Source organism: Pseudovibrio sp. M1P-2-3 (assembly GCF_031501865.1).
Lineage (GTDB): Bacteria > Pseudomonadota > Alphaproteobacteria > Rhizobiales > Stappiaceae > Pseudovibrio > Pseudovibrio corallicola.
Window position 1 is genome coordinate 120,267 of sequence record NZ_JARRCW010000001.1, and the last position, 15,831, is coordinate 136,097.

Annotated in this window: 13 protein-coding genes and 2 tRNA genes; 10 read left to right on the forward strand and 5 right to left on the reverse strand. The window is 48.5% G+C overall.

Annotation, left to right across the window (positions count from 1 at the left end; genetic code table 11):
• The first annotated feature begins 40 nt into the window (after window positions 1-40).
• From P6574_RS00525 to P6574_RS00535, 3 genes are read left to right on the forward strand one after another with little or no spacing between them, the layout of a single operon-like run.
• Complete coding sequence (locus P6574_RS00525) at window positions 41-976, forward strand: ImuA family protein (RefSeq protein ID WP_310618458.1); 936 nt, start codon at window positions 41-43, stop codon at window positions 974-976.
• On the forward strand, window positions 942-2,399 hold the full coding sequence (locus P6574_RS00530; protein ID WP_310618459.1) for a Y-family DNA polymerase: 1,458 nt from the start codon (window positions 942-944) through the stop codon (window positions 2,397-2,399). Before P6574_RS00525 ends, P6574_RS00530 begins: the two co-directional genes overlap by 35 nt.
• Window positions 2,396-5,773 carry an error-prone DNA polymerase gene (locus tag P6574_RS00535; RefSeq protein WP_310618460.1) on the forward strand — a complete coding sequence of 1,126 codons (3,378 nt, stop codon included), beginning with the start codon at window positions 2,396-2,398 and terminating at the stop codon, window positions 5,771-5,773. Before P6574_RS00530 ends, P6574_RS00535 begins: the two co-directional genes overlap by 4 nt.
• A 12-nt stretch (window positions 5,774-5,785) precedes the next feature.
• On the opposite strand, the gene P6574_RS00540 is transcribed toward P6574_RS00535, so the two are convergent.
• The 3 genes from P6574_RS00540 to P6574_RS00550 all read right to left on the reverse strand — a co-directional run bounded on the left by P6574_RS00540 (window position 5,786) and on the right by P6574_RS00550 (window position 6,668).
• The gene (locus tag P6574_RS00540; protein WP_310618461.1) at window positions 5,786-6,094 is read right to left on the reverse strand and encodes a YchJ family protein; all 309 of its coding nucleotides are present in this window, start codon (window positions 6,092-6,094) and stop codon (window positions 5,786-5,788) included.
• A gap of 368 nt (window positions 6,095-6,462) precedes the next feature.
• Window positions 6,463-6,537 (reverse strand) — tRNA-Gly (locus tag P6574_RS00545).
• Between the two features lie 56 nt (window positions 6,538-6,593).
• Window positions 6,594-6,668 (reverse strand) — tRNA-Gly (locus tag P6574_RS00550).
• 266 nt (window positions 6,669-6,934) lie between these two features.
• Here P6574_RS00550 and P6574_RS00555 point away from each other — a divergent pair.
• The 4 genes from P6574_RS00555 (at window position 6,935) to P6574_RS00570 (ending at window position 9,497) form a co-directional block, all read left to right on the forward strand.
• Window positions 6,935-7,483, forward strand: a complete 549-nt coding sequence (locus tag P6574_RS00555) for a prolyl-tRNA synthetase associated domain-containing protein (RefSeq protein WP_310622073.1) — start codon at window positions 6,935-6,937, stop codon at window positions 7,481-7,483.
• 93 nt (window positions 7,484-7,576) lie between these two features.
• Window positions 7,577-8,548, forward strand: coding sequence for a thioredoxin (gene trxA / locus P6574_RS00560; protein ID WP_310618462.1), 972 nt, complete (start codon window positions 7,577-7,579; stop codon window positions 8,546-8,548).
• 24 nt (window positions 8,549-8,572) lie between these two features.
• Window positions 8,573-9,256: an LON peptidase substrate-binding domain-containing protein gene (locus P6574_RS00565; RefSeq protein ID WP_310618463.1), complete on the forward strand. Its 684-nt coding sequence runs from the start codon at window positions 8,573-8,575 to the stop codon at window positions 9,254-9,256.
• 49 nt (window positions 9,257-9,305) lie between these two features.
• On the forward strand, window positions 9,306-9,497 hold the full coding sequence (locus P6574_RS00570; RefSeq protein WP_310618464.1) for a Trm112 family protein: 192 nt from the start codon (window positions 9,306-9,308) through the stop codon (window positions 9,495-9,497).
• 77 nt (window positions 9,498-9,574) lie between these two features.
• Here P6574_RS00570 and P6574_RS00575 read toward each other — a convergent pair whose 3' ends face one another.
• Together P6574_RS00575 and P6574_RS00580 are read right to left on the reverse strand one after the other, a co-directional pair.
• Complete coding sequence (locus P6574_RS00575; RefSeq protein ID WP_310618465.1) at window positions 9,575-9,865, reverse strand: YggT family protein; 291 nt, start codon at window positions 9,863-9,865, stop codon at window positions 9,575-9,577.
• Between the two features lie 173 nt (window positions 9,866-10,038).
• Window positions 10,039-11,166: an NAD(P)/FAD-dependent oxidoreductase gene (locus P6574_RS00580; protein ID WP_310618466.1), complete on the reverse strand. Its 1,128-nt coding sequence runs from the start codon at window positions 11,164-11,166 to the stop codon at window positions 10,039-10,041.
• Window positions 11,167-11,228: 62 nt separating this feature from the next.
• Here P6574_RS00580 and mnmD point away from each other — a divergent pair, with 62 nt between their 5' ends.
• The 3 genes from mnmD (at window position 11,229) to P6574_RS00595 (ending at window position 15,820) form a co-directional block, all read left to right on the forward strand.
• A complete protein-coding gene (gene mnmD / locus P6574_RS00585; protein ID WP_310618467.1) occupies window positions 11,229-11,918 on the forward strand; it encodes a tRNA (5-methylaminomethyl-2-thiouridine)(34)-methyltransferase MnmD in 690 nt (229 codons plus the stop codon).
• Between the two features lie 470 nt (window positions 11,919-12,388).
• Complete coding sequence (locus P6574_RS00590) at window positions 12,389-13,600, forward strand: acetyl-CoA C-acetyltransferase (RefSeq protein WP_310618468.1); 1,212 nt, start codon at window positions 12,389-12,391, stop codon at window positions 13,598-13,600.
• Window positions 13,601-13,615: 15 nt separating this feature from the next.
• Window positions 13,616-15,820 carry an FAD-dependent oxidoreductase gene (locus tag P6574_RS00595; RefSeq protein ID WP_310618469.1) on the forward strand — a complete coding sequence of 735 codons (2,205 nt, stop codon included), beginning with the start codon at window positions 13,616-13,618 and terminating at the stop codon, window positions 15,818-15,820.
• Window positions 15,821-15,831: the final 11 nt, after the last annotated feature.

Sequence of the window (15,831 nt, forward strand, 5' to 3'; positions counted from 1 at the left end):
ATAATAAGAACAAAAGGTGAACATATTGAGAGTTTGATATATGAAACCTAACCGTCATCGTATTGAAGAGTTGAGAAAACGCATTGCTGGATTGGAAGGGCGCCTCCCTTCCAGTTTTCAGAGCGCACCGGCTCTCGCCTCCGCCACAAACAGGCGGGAGCCGGGGAAAGAGTGCGATCCTGATAAAGGTGAGTTGGTATCAGGGCAGCTTGTTGAACGGCTTAAATTTCATGTTCAAACGCTGGATTCGTTCTTTCCTGAAGCTGGAATGAAACTCTCTGCTCTTCATGAAATTTATGGAACTGAGACGCGGTTAAGTGGGGGAGTGATTGGATTTGTTTCTGGCCTGCTGGCTGGGATATTACGAAATAAGTCAGGGCCGGTTCTATGGGTGAGTGAAGAGCGTTCTTTGAGAGAAATAGGTAGCCCTTACCCATCAGGCCTATGCAGTTTTGGAATTGATCCTGCCCGTGTGATTTTCGTGCGCGCCAGGCGGGTTGAAGAAGCTCTGTGGGTGATGGAAGAGGGAGGGCAGTGCCCATCTCTTGCTGGGGTTCTGGGAGAGTTTAGGGGGGATCATGCGGCGTTGGGTTTAACTGCGACACGGCGGTTGTCACTCCGGAGTGAGCAGGCCTGTTTACCATTCTTGTTGGTGCGCTATGGCGGAACTCCCATGCCAACTGCGGCTTTAACCCGCTGGCGCATAGAGCCCATGCCCAGTGAAAGGGCCGCTTCCCTAGAAAATATTATCGGAAGGCCTCGATGGTTGGCCTATCTTGAACGTAATCGGGAGGGGAGGATGGGCCGCTGTGCCTTGGAATGGAACTATGAGCAAAGCTGCTTTCGCACCGCATCAGAGAATACTGTGCCTATGGCTCAAGGAGTTGGCAACAGACAGAATTTGCCGTCGGGATCTGGGGAGGTCGTGGCGCTCCAGCACATTGACAAATCCACTCGTCGTTTACGCAAGCCATAGGAATGGCCAGCGCGTAACATGCATAAATGAGGCAGCGCATAAAGCAGGTCTTGAGTGTGGCATGCTTTTAAGCGATGCACGCTCCCGCCTGCCTTTGCTACAGGTTGAAGAGGAGCAGCTGGATGTAGATAGAGCCCTGTTATCTTCGCTTGCCGATTGGTGTGAGCGATATACGCCATTGGTTGCATTGAATGGCAATGAGACTCTCCTTTTGGATATAACGGGCTGTGCTCACCTGTTTGGAGATGAGGACGAGATGTTGGCTGATTGTTTGTCCCGTCTTTACAGCCAAGGCTTTACCGTAGCAGGGGCTATTGCAGATACTGTTGGGGCTGCGTGGGCTGTTGCGCGTTCTGGTGGCGGTGTTGTCCTCGCAAAAGAAACGAAAACAGCTCTAGAGCATCTTCCTATTTCTTTGCTGCGTGTAGATGGCGCAACGGTATCGGGCTTGGCAAAGGTGGGGTTGACGCGAATTGTAGATATATATGATCGGCCAAGGGCCCCTCTTGTAAATCGTTTCGGGTCAGAGCTGTTACGGCGCCTCGATCAAGCTCTGGGTCTTGAAGGGGAGCCTATTTCACCTCGCCGTTACGAGGCGCGGATTATGGCTGAACGAGGCTTTTTTGAACCGATTGCAACGGAAGAGGGTGTGTTTGCTACACTTTTGTCCCTTGCTGAAAAACTTAAACAGACACTCTTAGTGCGAGGTGAGGGAGGGCGGGTATTTGAGCTGGCCCTATTTCGTGTGGATGGCACCGTATCCCGAGTGGTTGTTGGTACGAGTGAACCTGTCCAAGCCCCTGCATTTATTTGCCGGCTGTTTCGTGAGAAATTGGCATCTGCTGAAGAGGGGTGGGATGCAGGATTTGGTTATGATCTTATACGCTTAAGTGCTTTGGAGACCCAGCATCGTGACGCAAAGCAGTTGAACGTTGACGGGAGTTCGACTGTATCTGAAGATATTACGCAATTGGTTGACAGACTTGGTGCCCGTTTAGGTATAGGCCGTGTCGGGCGATTCTTGCCGCGCGAGCGTCACTTGCCTGAAGAACAATTTTTAATTGTTCCAGCTGCAACTGTTCGCGAAGATGCCCTGTATTGGCCAGAGGTTGATGTTCTACCGCAGAAAAGTTTCATTGGGTTACCCCTGCGCCTTTTACCCTATGTAGAATCTGTTGAAGCCGTTGCTGCAATACCAGAGGGGGCACCAGTCAGGTTTCGGTGGCGCAAGGTTCTATTTGAGATTGCGCGGTTTGAAGGTCCAGAGCGCATTGCACCTCCCTGGTGGAATTCATGTGAAAACATTCGTGACTATTATTATGTTGAAGATAAGGAAGGGCGTCGCTTCTGGCTGTTTCGAGAGGGGAACTATGAGAATTTGGAACAGCCTCCCCGCTGGTTCCTACAGGGGATGCATGCATGAAGAAGGCTTCCCCCGCTTTGTTGCGCCCTCGTGGTTATGTTGAGCTATGTTGCTCTACAAATTTTTCTTTTTTGCGTGGTGCCTCCCATCCTGAGGAGTTGGCCTTCACGGCTGCCAAACTGGGAATGAAGGCCCTTGGCATTTGTGATCGTAACTCTCTAGCAGGGGTGGTACGTACGCACGTGGCCGCAAAAGAGGTTGGCCTTCGCGTTATTGTCGGCTGCCGTTTGGTTTTTGCCGATGGTACGCCTGATGTTTTGTGCTGGCCAAAAGATAAGGCTGCATATTCACGGTTGTCCAGACTTCTTACGCTTGGTAATCGAAGAGCCCCAAAGGGGGAATGCCACTTATATCTAAAAGATTTACTGTTTTATGGAGTAGGGCTTTTTCTGGCTCCGTACCCAACCTTTCCTATGTCGGCTGAAGAAAGTAAAAAGATTCAGGAGCTTTTGGAGGCTTTGTCGTGCACGTTTCCTGAGCATATCAACCTTGCCGTTTCTCTTTCATATGGCAGGTATGACCAGAGAAATCTTGTCGAGCTTCTAAAGGTGTCGCAGAGCGCTGGTGTGCCTTTGCTTGCGGTCAATGACGTGCTGTATCACGTCAGCGAGCGTGGGAAGCTTCAAGATGTCATGACATGTATACGCCTGCAGGAAACGCTTGAAAGCGCTGGGCGCAAGCTGGAGGCCAATGCAGAGCGGTATTTAAAAAATTATAGCCAGATGCAGCCATTATATCGTGAGGCCCCACAAGCGCTTTCGCAGTCTCTCCTGCTTCTTGATGCCATTGAATTTTCACTTGATGAGCTACGCTATGAGTATCCAGAGGAATGCTGTACGGAGGGGCGCACTGCGCAGGAAGAACTAGAGCATCTTGTTGGTGAAGGGGTTGAACTCCGGTATCCGCAAGGGGTGCCGGACAAGGTTTTACAAACGATCAGACATGAACTGGACCTCATTGAGGAGCTCGAATATGCACCTTATTTTCTCACTGTTTATGATATTGTAAAATTTGCCCGTTCTCAAAATATCCTGTGTCAAGGGAGAGGATCAGCGGCCAATTCGGTCGTATGTTTTTGTTTAGGTATTACGGAGGTGGACCCAGAACGGGCTGACCTTTTATTTGAGCGCTTTATTTCGCCTGAGCGCCGCGAGCCTCCAGATATTGATGTAGATTTTGAACATGAACGACGCGAAGACGTTATTCAGTATATCTATAAAAAATATGGGCGAGAGCGGGCAGGGCTTGCAGCTACAGTTATAACTTACCGTTCTCGCTCAGCCCTTAGAGAAGTTGCAAAAGTCTTTGGCCTTTCACAGGAGGTTGGGGGGGCTCTGGCTCGTACTGTTTGGGGACGTTCATCTGGGGGTGGGGAGCCGCAGTATATCCGTGAGGCTGGACTGGACCCTCAAGACCCCGTTCTTGCTCAAGTATTACAGCTGTCAAAGACTTTAATTGGGTTTCCGCGCCACTTGTCTCAGCATGTAGGTGGATTTGTTATTGCCCGCGGACGGTTGGATGAGTTGGTTCCTATTCAAAATGCGGCAATGCAGGACCGCACTGTTATTGAATGGGATAAGGATGATCTGGAAGCGCTTGGTATGCTCAAGATTGATGTCCTGGCACTTGGAATGCTGTCAGCATTGCGTAAAGCTCTTGAAATGCTCACGTCCCATTATGGAAAAACCTATTCCCTTTCAGAAATCCCTGACGAGGAAAGCAAAGTATACGATATGATTGGGCGGGCAGACACAATTGGTGTTTTCCAGATTGAGAGCCGTGCACAAATGAGCATGCTGCCGCGCCTCAGGCCAAGAAATTTTTATGATTTGGTGATTGAGGTCGCCATAGTCCGTCCCGGACCGATTCAAGGTAATATGGTACATCCGTATCTTCGAAGACGCCAAAATCTGGAACCTGTCCATTACCCTAAAGAAGAGTTGCGTGAAGTCCTAGGGAAAACACTGGGGATCCCTCTTTTTCAGGAACAGGCCATGAAAATTGCGATTGTTGCTGCTGGTTTTACACCGGCAGAGGCGGATAAGCTTCGCCGTGCGATGGCAACGTTTCGGCGCGTGGGAACCATTGGTAGCTTCCAGCGCAAAATGGTAGAGGGAATGGTGGCGCGCGGGTATGACCAGTCTTTTGCAGAACGATGCTTCAAGCAAATCGAGGGGTTTGGAGAATATGGTTTTCCTGAAAGCCACGCTGCCAGTTTCGCACTCCTCGTTTATGCCTCTTGCTGGATTAAGGCATACTACCCCGATGTGTTTTGTGCCGCTCTTTTAAACTCTCAGCCAATGGGGTTTTATGCCCCTGCCCAACTTGTAGGGGATGCACGGGAACATGGTGTTGATGTGAGAGAGGTGGATATCAACCTGTCTGCTTGGGATGCTACTTTGGAGCCGGGAGGGGACGCTGCTGGTAAGGTGCAAGCTCGCTTTCATGAGATGAGAAATACGGTTCGCTCGCACCATGCAGTTCGCTTGGGTTTTCGCAGTGTTAAGGGACTTCGGAAAGGAGACATGGAGCAGCTGATCAACATGCGGGAGAGGGGATACGACTCCCTGCGTGATCTTTGGTTACGGACAGGCCTGCCAAGAGCAACAATCACCAGACTTGCTGAAGCAGATGCGTTTCGCTCAATTGGTCTGGACCGGCGAACTGCGCTTTGGGCTGCTCAGGGGCTGGATAAGGGTAGTAGTGCAGAGCGGTTACCGTTGTTTGATAGAGCAGGGGTTGGGGATTTTCACTCAGAACCTGATGCGAACCTCCCGCAAATGCTTCTTGGAGAACAAGTTATCTTAGATTATCAGTATCTCTCTCTCTCTTTGAAAGCACATCCAGTTTCTTTTATCCGCTACCAGCTCACAAGATCTGGAATTGTAACGTGCAGGGATCTGGCTGCACTGGTAAATGGAAGCAAAGTGGTTGTGGCAGGGTTGGTTTTGGTACGTCAGCGCCCAGGGTCGGCAAAAGGCGTTATTTTTATGACGCTTGAAGATGAAACGGCTCCGGCTAATATTATTGTTTGGCCAAAGTGTTTTGAAAAGTGCCGTGCTGTTGTGCTTGGTGCCCGCTTTGTAAAGGTGAGCGGCCTCCTGCAAAAGGCTGAGGGGGTCATTCATGTTGTGGCGAATGATATCAAAGATGTGTCGAATTTACTGACGCCTCATGCCGGTTCCTCGCTTGATAACGCCGCGCTTGCAAATGCGGATGAAGTACGTAGTCCTGTCATTGAGTTGACTGAGAAAATTCGCCCAGGGCGTGGGCTAACTGAGTTAGCTCATGAGGTTCCTGCTATTGCCAATGATTATGCTGCTCTTGCACAAAAGACATACTCCGTACTGCCAAAGGGGCGTAATTTTCACTAGTTTCCTTCAGTCTTATTCTACTGGTTTTACATAGTACCAACGGCCGGCCTTCTTTTTGAAAAGGCTGTTTTCGTTCTGAGCCTCTAGAGAACCATTTAAGAGGTAGCGGGCCGTGAAATGTACTGTTCCTTTCAAGGCTTCCTCAGTAGTTTCATGTATTTGTAAGCCAACCCATGTCGTTTGTTCTACCCAGTTCGAAATCTCATTCATATCAAGCTTTTTTTGTCTGGCTGGCCACAGAGTCTTTTGTAAGTACTCCACCTCGCCAATAGCGTAGGCAGTGTAACGCGAGCGCATGAGCTGTTCAGGGGTTTCAGGCAATCTGTTTCCATGAATAAACTGATTGCAGCAGTCTTCAAAACGGGAACCTGAGCAGCAAGGACATTCTTTAGTCATGGCAATTTCTCACTGTGAGTATTTTGGCTATGACTTAACCTCAAAAGACACTTTTTTGAAGCCACTTTAGAGCTGCGTGTCGATTTGATCTTTCAGCGTAAAAGCAAGTTAACCTTGCTGAAAAGGTTTAAGTGTTGCCGACTTTGGATCTAGTGCGAAACTTGGGACGCATTGAATGGGAGAGAGAATAAGAGAATGTCAGAAAAGTGAAGAGGTAAGTCCGAAGTGGTCAGGAATAGGCTTTACTCGCCCGAATGAATAAATAATGCAAATTTAGTAGGAAATTTGTGTTTTGGAGCGGGCGATGAGATTCGAACTCACGACCCTAACCTTGGCAAGGTTATGCTCTACCCCTGAGCTACGCCCGCATATTCCAAAACAATTCTATTCATCCTATTGGATGCCATTTTCTTTTAAGAGAAAATGGAGCGGGCGATGAGATTCGAACTCACGACCCTAACCTTGGCAAGGTTATGCTCTACCCCTGAGCTACGCCCGCTTATTTCGAAGGGTCTCTGGTGAGGCCCGCCGGTGAGGTGGGCGTTATATGACAAAAGCTTCGCAGGATTGCAACAACGAATTTTGAAAGTTTCCTAACATTTTGTGGGTTATGTGGATTTTTCCCACAAAACTAAGGGTTTTTTCTGATTAGTTCAATTTTGAACGGCCAGTTGAGAACCTTTAAATTTCAATATGCAGTTTTTGCGATAGATTTTTCTTTACCAAGATAGAGAAATGAATGACCTTCAAAAGGAGATCGTGCTTATGGTCGCGACAAGAAGTGATCTTATGAACTTTTTTTCTCACGCGGACATTAGGGTCCAGACAGTGGATCACGAACCGGTATTTACCGTCGCTGAATCTGAAAAGTTACACCGTGATATTGCTGGGGCCCATACCAAAAATCTTTTCTTGAAAGATAAAAAAGGAAATCTGTTTCTTGTTGTCGCTCTGCATGATGCGACAATAGATTTGAAAAGGATATCCGGTGTAATTGGTGCTTCTGGGAGGGTTTCGTTTGGGAAACCGGAGTTGTTGTGGAGTGTTTTAGGTGTGCAACCCGGTTCGGTTACACCATTTTCCCTGATTAACGACAGAGAGGAATGTATTGTTAAACCTATTTTTGATGCTCACATGATGAAAGAGCCGATTTTAAACTATCATCCATTGCTCAATAACGCTTCAACAGCAATCACAGCTTCAGACTTGCTGAAGTTTGCAAGGTTGTGTGGGCATGCCCCAGAGGTCCTAGCGGTTTCTGATGAGGCTCAAAGTTCAATGCAAGCACAAGAGATAATGCCAGATGGGATTTGAAATTTACGGAAAAAAGAGCCATTTAAAGCTTTATTGACAAACGCGAATGATGCATCCGTATGCGTCAAACACTAAATTAGGGACCTTTATACAATGAGCGGATCCGGTTTTTCGGTTGGAGGAAGCCTCGGTGGAACTATGAGCGGGGGTTTTGGGGGCAGTTATCAAACAACAGTATCCGCCTCGGAGGGTAAAGGAGCCTTTATCAAGGAAACGTCAACTCAGTCTTTTATGAAAGACGTAATTGAGGCATCCTCACAACAGCCTGTGCTCGTTGATTTTTGGGCACCTTGGTGCGAGCCATGCAAGCAATTAACCCCAATTATTGAAAAAGTTGTCACCGAAGCCAATGGCGCGGTTACCCTCGTTAAAATGAATATTGAAGATCATCCTGAAGTTGCTGGCCAGATGGGCGTTCAGTCTATTCCGGCTGTTGTTGCTTTTGTGAATGGTCAGCCGGTAGATGGGTTTATGGGGGCGCAGCAAGAGGGACAAATCAAGAAGTTTATCGAAAAGCTTGGCGTACGAATTGGGCCAAGTGATGTTGATGTGCTGCTGGACAAAGCCAACGCTGCTCGTGAAGCTCAAGACTTTGCCGGTGCATCGCAGGCTTATGGTGCGGTACTTTCTCTTGAGGAACAAAATACGGCAGCGCTTTCAGGGCTTGTGCACTGCTGTGTGGCGGGAAATGATCTTGCGCAAGCCAAGCAGATTTTGGAAATGGTGCCTGAAAGCGGACAGTCTTCTCAAGACTATATTGCTGCAAAAGCTGCTTTGGATTTAGCAGAACAGGCCGAAAACCTGGATGATTTGGCGGGACTTCGTTTACGTGTCGAGCAGTCAGAAAATGATCTAGATGCTCGGTTTGAATATGCTGTTGCGCTTAATGCTAAGGCCTTGAAAACCGAAGCTGTAGATCAGCTAATTGAAATTATAAAGTCAGATAGAGAATGGAACGAAGATAGTGCACGAAAGCAGCTTCTCCAGTTCTTTGAAGCTTGGGGATTTAAAGACCCGGCATCTGTTTACGGTCGACGTAAATTGTCTTCCGTCCTGTTTTCATAAAATACACAACAACAGAGAAGATTGATGAAAGTTGGAAATGCAACCTATTCGGCTATAAATGACGTTCCTCGGGTCGTCCCGGTTTTTCCGCTGCCGGGTGGGTTGCTGTTGCCGCGCGCCCATTTGCCGTTAAATATATTTGAACCTCGATATATGGCTTTGGTCGACGCTGCCTTGAGAACTGACCGGACTGTTGGGCTCGTGCAGCCTGCCCTCAATACGAAAGAGGATGAGCTTGAAGGACGTCCCAAACTATGTTCCGTGGGATGTGTCGGACGTATTACAGCCTTTCAAGAGACAGGGGACGGACGCTATCTGCTAACACTTTCTGGTATTTCTCGCTTTAATCTTGTTGGAGAGCTTGAAGAGCGTTCTCAGTTTCGCCGTGGGGCTATTGATCTGACCCAGTTCGCACAGGACTTTACTCCGGGTTTGGGAGAAGAAGACGTTGATCGGGACCTTCTACTGAAAACACTACGGGCCTACCTTACATCGAACGATCTTGAGGCAGACTGGGATGGTATCAATGATGCCGATAATGAGGTTCTTGTGAACGCCCTGTCATTGATGAGCCCGTTTGGTGCCCGTGAGAAGCAGGCCCTATTAGAGGCGGAGAGCTTGAAAATGCGAGCAGAAACGCTGATTGCTTTGACTGAGGTGGAATTAGCCAAAAATGACAGCTCCAGTACAGGCAATATCCTGCAGTGATGTGCGGTAATACTAGATGAGCAAGAAAACTTGAGGAGATAAGGGTTTGATGGCGGATAATAAGGCCCCTGAAATAGACAGGAAGCTGTTGGAGTTATTGGTATGCCCAGTTACCAAAACTACATTGGAGTATGATAGGGAAGCACAGGAGCTTATCTCACGTGCGGCTAAACTGGCTTACCCTATAAAAAACGGTATTCCGATTATGCTCGTGGATGAAGCAAGGAAGCTGGACGATTAGCCCAATAGGCTTTTCCCAATAGCTGATGATGTAAGGACATCATCAGCTATGCTGTTTGAAAAGCGGCTCTTAAAGCCTTAAAAGACGTTTGGGTAGGCGTAGCGAACAATCAAGCTTTCTAAAAAGAAAATACCAATCAAGAGGATGATTGGTGAAACGTCAATACCACCTAGATTAGGCATAAAGCGGCGTATTGGACGCAGCAGAGGCTCTGTTAGATTGTAAAGTGTCTGGCCAATTACGGCAACAAACTGATTACTTGAATTGACAATATTGAAAGCATAAAGCCACGAAAAAATTGCGCTGCCGATAATCACCCACGTGTAAAGGCGAAGGATCAACATAATAACATCAAGAAGTGCAGCCATGGGTCGGCATATCTCCAATCTCTATTTGCCCTATCAAGGCACCGCCGCAACCGCAATACAATTGCCGCTGGGTAGCTACTTAATTAATATGATGTAGCGGCGATGGTCGATCTCTTCAAGAGAAACCCGAGTCTGTCAGTCCGGCTTCATGTTATTTTCTGCAAGCAAAGCGGTCAATCTCGGGAAAAGTGGAAGTCTGTTTTGAAACTTGGCGGAATTTCAATATTCTGCCCGATTTCAGGATACATGGTCTGTAAAAGGGCTTTCGCAACGCGGTGGGCAATGCCATAGGAAATTTTGAAACCACCTGTAGCGACAAATGTTTTACTGAAATCTGGAATCAGTCCGATTAGCGGATCCCGTTTGAAACATTTTGGGCGAGCCCCAGCCCATGAGCTCAAAATCGGGGCACCTTGCAGGCTGGGGCAAAGGGCGAGCGCCTTCCTGTGCATTTCCTGTACATCAGCGGATATTGGATCCAGAGTTTCCCATTTATTTTCAGAGGTCGATCCAATGGCAACTGTTCCATTGGTATGCGGAACTATATAGATTCCATCATCATAAATTACCGGTAGCTCTTCACTAAATGTTTTTTTCAATAGGAGCGATTGGCCTTTTACGCCTGTTCCGACCGATTGACCACTCAAACGCTCAATGATTTTATACCCTTCAAATCCTGCTGTAATTGCGACTTTGTCTGCGCGTATAGAAGTACCATCTTTTATTGAAACCTCCCCGGTCCCCTCGTCAAATTCTTGGAACTCAGAGTGCTCAAAGATATCCACGCGAGAGGTGATATACGCCCGTAAAGCCGCGCAAACTTGCCGTGGAATGGCTCGTGCCGCCAGTGTATCGTGGGAGTAGCCCAATGGGGTAACACTGGGTGATAACCAGTGATCAAAAAGTGGAGCGGTCAACACCTTGAAGTCAAACCCGGTAGTGGAAGTCTTCCAACGAGTTTTTGCTTCTTGAGACCGTTCTAATGCATGATCTAGTTTCGCTTGCGTATATATTGGTATAATGCGCCCACAGCGGCTGTAACCTGTGCTCACACCTGTTGAGCTTTCCAGTTCCTCAATGCTCTCAGCAAGCTCTGAAAGGGCGTCAAACTGGAATTGCTTCTTGGTATTCCAGCGAGCTGGAATATGCGGCATTAAAACCCCAACGAGCCCATTACTAGCACCAGATGCCAGCTTGTTTTTATCTAGGATTGCAACACTCAAGCCTTGGTCAATAGCAGCTTTTGCAATGGATAAGCCAAAAATTCCACCGCCAATAATTACCAGATCATATGCCTTCATTTTATTTGATCCCTGAAGTCGCTATAAGCGCCTGAACGTTAATTGGAGTTGAAGCAACACATATGTCAGACCACCCCGAATTGGAATGGCGCGAAGGGGATGTTCCGTTTTCGCCGCAGTTTAATGACACTTATTATTCCAAAAGTGGAGGGCGCGATGAAACCTCCTATGTTTTTTTGAAGGGGAACGGCCTGCCGGAACGGGCTATTGACTGCGAACATTTCACAATAGGAGAGCTTGGGTTTGGCACTTCTCTCAATTTTCTTGAAACCCTCCGGCAGTTAAGGGCCGTTGAGCATTCCAGACGCCCCAAACTGACTTTCATTTCATTCGAGCTTTATCCAATGAATGCTGATCAAATGGAAAAGGCGCTTAGACAATGGCCGGAATTAAGCGCTCTTTGGAGAGAGCTAAAAAGTGTTTGGAGTCCGAAACAAGGGTGGAACACGTGGGAACTGGATGGGGCTACCCTCCTCTTGGGGGTTGGAGATGCGAATGTACTTCTTCCCGAACTTCAAGGGAACGTGGATGCTTGGTATTTGGATGGTTTCAACCCCGCACTCAATAAAGCCTTGTGGGGGCAGGAGTTACTGAACAGTCTTTATTCAAAAACCAAGGAGGGTGGAAGCTTTGCGACATATACCGCCGCTGGTTGGGTCAGGAGAAACTTAGAATCCGCGGGCTTTGACGTTGAGCGTATTAAGGGGTTTGGCCACAAACGGGAAATGATGCGCGGTACAAAAAAGCCCTAAGGTCGCTGAATCGTTAGCCTAGAGGTTCGTCAGTAAGGGTTTTGCAGTGAGAATTTCTCAAAAACAGGGAACATACTTTCTGCGCTTTTGAATAGAGTATCTAAGGCTCTCCCCATTTGCTTCATTCATCATTATAAATTGCCTAATATTTCACCAATTTCTAGGTGTTCGAGTGAGGGCTTTCTTGAAAATGCATATCTTTCGGTCATGGTGGTAAAAAATCGCGAATAAGTGCAACTTATTGTGCAATTTCTGATCTCTTAGTCTTAGTTGCCCTTAACGTCCGTTGGGATCATACTTATCTGTGAAATGTGTTTTCTTGTTGGGAGGAAGGCACGCGAGGAGAAAGCCAGAGAGTAGCAAAAATAACAAGCATGGCTCTCGTTGCGATATTTCGTAGACTGGACTGATACTTGTGTGTTGCGCTTATGGCCTGTCTTGCTCCGAACATTCCTGCTTAGAGGATGAAAATGACCGAAGCATATATTTATGACGCGATCCGCTCTCCGCGGGGCAAAGGCCGTAAAGACGGAAGCTTGCATGAGCTGACTTCCGTTCGGCTTTCTGCTGACGTTCTGAACGCTCTTAAAGAGCGTAACAACCTCACCACAAAAGAGATCGAGGATGTTATCTGGGGTAACGTGACCCAGGTTGGCGAGCAGGGCGCATGTCTAGCCCGTGCCTCCGTCCTCTATTCTGATTACGATGAACAGGTTCCAGGCCTGTCCATCAACCGGTTCTGTGCCTCTGGCATGGAAGCTACAAACCTAGGTGCAAACCAGGTTCGTGCCGGCGCAGGTGACGCGTATGTTACCGGCGGTGTGGAAATGATGGGCCGCGTTCCTATGGGATCAGACGGCGGCGCAATGGCAGTTGACCCATATCTGGTCATGAAGTCCTACTTCGTACCTCAGGGTGTTTCTGCTGATATCATTGCGACTGAATACGGTTTTTCTCGTGAAGATTGCGACCGTTACGCAGTTGAAAGTCAGCGCCGTGCAGCTGTTGCATGGGAAGAAAAGCGCTTTGCCAAATCCATTGTTCCGATCAAAGATCAGAACGGCCTGACTATTCTGGATCGTGACGAGTACATGCGTCCGGGCACAGACATGGCTGCAATGGAAAAGCTGAAGCCAGCTTTCCGCGAAATGGGTGAAACCATGCCGGGCTTCGATAACGTTGCTCTGCTGAAATACCCTCACCTTGAGAAGATCAACCACGTACACCATGCTGGTAACTCTTCCGGTATCGTGGACGGTGCGGCTGCACTTCTGGTTGGTTCTAAAGAGTTTGGTGAAAAGCATGGCCTTACGGCTCGTGCCCGCATTCGCGCAACTGCGAAAATCGGCTCTGACCCATGCATGAACCTGACAGGTCCTGTGCCTGTAACCGAGAAAATCCTGCGCGAAGCCGGCATGTCTATCAACGACATTGACCTGTTCGAAGTAAACGAAGCATTTGCAGCTGTTGTGCTGCGCTTCATGCAGGCGTTTGATGTGGACCATTCCAAGGTAAACGTAAACGGCGGCGCGATTGCTCTTGGTCACCCACTGGGTGCAACTGGTGCAATGATCATCGGTACAGCTCTGGAAGAGCTGGAGCGCAGCGGTAAGAGTACAGCTCTTGCTACATTGTGTGTGGCAGCTGGTATGGGCGCCGCTACAATCATCGAGCGCGTATAAGGGGAGGCGAAGACAATGGCTGATTTTCATTTTGATCTTGACGCTGACGGCATCGCCACCATCTCGTGGGATGTAGAAGGTAAGTCCATGAATGTGGGCTCCGAGCAGGGCCTAGCCGAACTGGACACATTCATTGACCGCGTCATCTCTGACGATGCGATCAAGGGTGCTGTCATCACTTCCGGCAAAAAAGACTTTGCTGCAGGTATGGACCTGAACGTCCTTTCTGGAATGGGCAAAAATGCGAGTGATAACCCTGCTGAGGGTGTTTACGAAGGCGTTATGCAATTCCACAAGCTATTCCGCAAAATCGAGCGGGCTGGCATGGATCCTAAGACCAATAAAGGCGGCAAGCCAATCGCTTGTGCAATGCCTGGTACTGGTCTTGGTCTTGGTCTCGAGCTTCCTTTGGCATGTCACCGCATTTTTGCTGCTGACAACGAAAAAGCTAAGATCGGTCTTCCTGAAATCCTCGTGGGTCTCTTCCCAGGCGGTGGCGGTACAGTTCGCCTTGGCCTGAAACTGGGCGCCATGGTTGCTTCCGGCCTCATCCTTGAAGGGAAAATGCTTTCCCCGAAAAAGGCGAAGGCTATGGGCGTGATCGACGAAGTTGTTCCGGCTGATGAGCTTCTGTCCGCTGCAAAAGAGTGGGTTAAGAACGCTACAGACAAAGACATCGTCAAGCCATGGGATGCCAAAGGCTTCAAGATTCCAGGCGGCGCACCGTACGTTCCACAAGGTTACATGACCTATGTTGGAATGTCCGCGATGGTTCACAGCAAAACAGCTGGTGTTTACCCTGCTGCAAAAGCTGCGACTTCCGTTCTTTATGAATCTGCTCAGGTGCCGATCGACGCTGGTCTTCGCATTGAAGCACGCTGGTTCACCAGTGTTCTGATGAACCCGTCTTCCTCTGCAATGATCAAGTCCTTGTACTTGAACAAAGATGCACTGGAAAAAGGTGCTGTACGTCCAGCTGGTGTTCCTGACTTGTCCGTTAAGAAACTTGGTGTTCTTGGCGCTGGCATGATGGGTGCAGGCATTGCGTATGTTGCTGCGAACGCTGGTATTGATGTTGTTCTGATCGACAGCAAACAGGAAGCTGCTGACCGTGGTAAAGCCCACGCAGCTGGTATTCTTGATGGCGGTATCAAGCGCAAGAAAGTTACAGAAGCGAAGAAAGAAGAAGTTCTGGGCCGTATCAACGCCACAACTTCTTATGACGCGCTGAAGGGCTGTGATCTGATTGTTGAAGCTGTGTTCGAAGACGTTGGCGTTAAAGCCGGTGTGACAGAACAGGCTGAAGCTCAAATTGGTGCGGATGCAATTTTTGCTACCAACACCTCAACTCTGCCAATCACTGAACTTGCGAAAGCAAGCCGCAATGATGAGCGCTTCATCGGTATTCACTTCTTCTCACCAGTTCATAAAATGAACCTTGTTGAAATCATCAAGGGCAAGAACTCAGGTGATGAAGCTGTTGCAAAAGCGATGGACTTTGTACGCCAAATCAAGAAGACACCGATCGTTGTTAACGACGAGCGTTACTTCTATGCCAACCGTTGTATCATTCCTTACATCAACGAAGGCATCAACATGGTTGCAGAGGGTGTAAACCCTGCTCTCATCGAGAACGCTGCAAAACAGCTGGGTATGCCACTTGGCCCGCTTCAGCTGGTTGATGAAACATCCATTGAACTGGGTGTTAAGATCATGAAGGCCACTCAGGCTGCTATGGGCGATGCATACGTGCCAAGCCTTGCAGATGGTGTGAGCTTGAAGTTGTTTGATGAGGGCCGTCTTGGTCGTAAATCAAGCGCTGGCTTCTATGATTACGATGAAAAAGGCAAACGTCAGGGTCTGTGGTCCGGTCTTTCCGAAAACTGGAAGCATGCTGACGAGCAACCTACTCTTGAGCGTGTTCAGAACCGTCTGATCATGGCACAGGTTCTGGAAGCTGTTCGTGCCCTTGAAGCTGGTGTTCTTATGGACATCCGTGAAGGTGACGTTGGTTCCATCCTTGGTTGGGGCTTCATGCCTTGGTCCGGTGGTCCATTCAGCTGGCTTGATATCATCGGCGCCAAGAAAGCTGTTGCGATTTGTGACGAACTGTCCAAGGAAAACGGTGCACACTTTGAAGCACCTGCTCTCCTGCGCGATATGGCTGAAAAAGGCGAGAAATTCTACACTCGCTTTGCTGCTGACAAAAAAGCTGCTTAATCCGGCTTACT

What these genes read in the sequence shown, in the direction of transcription:
- P6574_RS00525 (WP_310618458.1), top strand. Translation starts at nt 41, where the DNA reads ATGAAACCTAACCGTCATCGTATTGAAGAGTTGAGAAAACGCATTGCT.
- P6574_RS00535 (WP_310618460.1), top strand. Translation starts at nt 2,396, where the DNA reads ATGAAGAAGGCTTCCCCCGCTTTGTTGCGCCCTCGTGGTTATGTTGAG.
- P6574_RS00555 (WP_310622073.1), top strand. Translation starts at nt 6,935, where the DNA reads ATGGTCGCGACAAGAAGTGATCTTATGAACTTTTTTTCTCACGCGGAC.
- trxA (WP_310618462.1), top strand. Translation starts at nt 7,577, where the DNA reads ATGAGCGGATCCGGTTTTTCGGTTGGAGGAAGCCTCGGTGGAACTATG.
- P6574_RS00565 (WP_310618463.1), top strand. Translation starts at nt 8,573, where the DNA reads ATGAAAGTTGGAAATGCAACCTATTCGGCTATAAATGACGTTCCTCGG.
- P6574_RS00570 (WP_310618464.1), top strand. Translation starts at nt 9,306, where the DNA reads ATGGCGGATAATAAGGCCCCTGAAATAGACAGGAAGCTGTTGGAGTTA.
- P6574_RS00575 (WP_310618465.1), bottom strand. Translation starts at nt 9,865, where the DNA reads ATGGCTGCACTTCTTGATGTTATTATGTTGATCCTTCGCCTTTACACG.
- P6574_RS00580 (WP_310618466.1), bottom strand. Translation starts at nt 11,166, where the DNA reads ATGAAGGCATATGATCTGGTAATTATTGGCGGTGGAATTTTTGGCTTA.
- mnmD (WP_310618467.1), top strand. Translation starts at nt 11,229, where the DNA reads ATGTCAGACCACCCCGAATTGGAATGGCGCGAAGGGGATGTTCCGTTT.
- P6574_RS00590 (WP_310618468.1), top strand. Translation starts at nt 12,389, where the DNA reads ATGACCGAAGCATATATTTATGACGCGATCCGCTCTCCGCGGGGCAAA.
- P6574_RS00595 (WP_310618469.1), top strand. Translation starts at nt 13,616, where the DNA reads ATGGCTGATTTTCATTTTGATCTTGACGCTGACGGCATCGCCACCATC.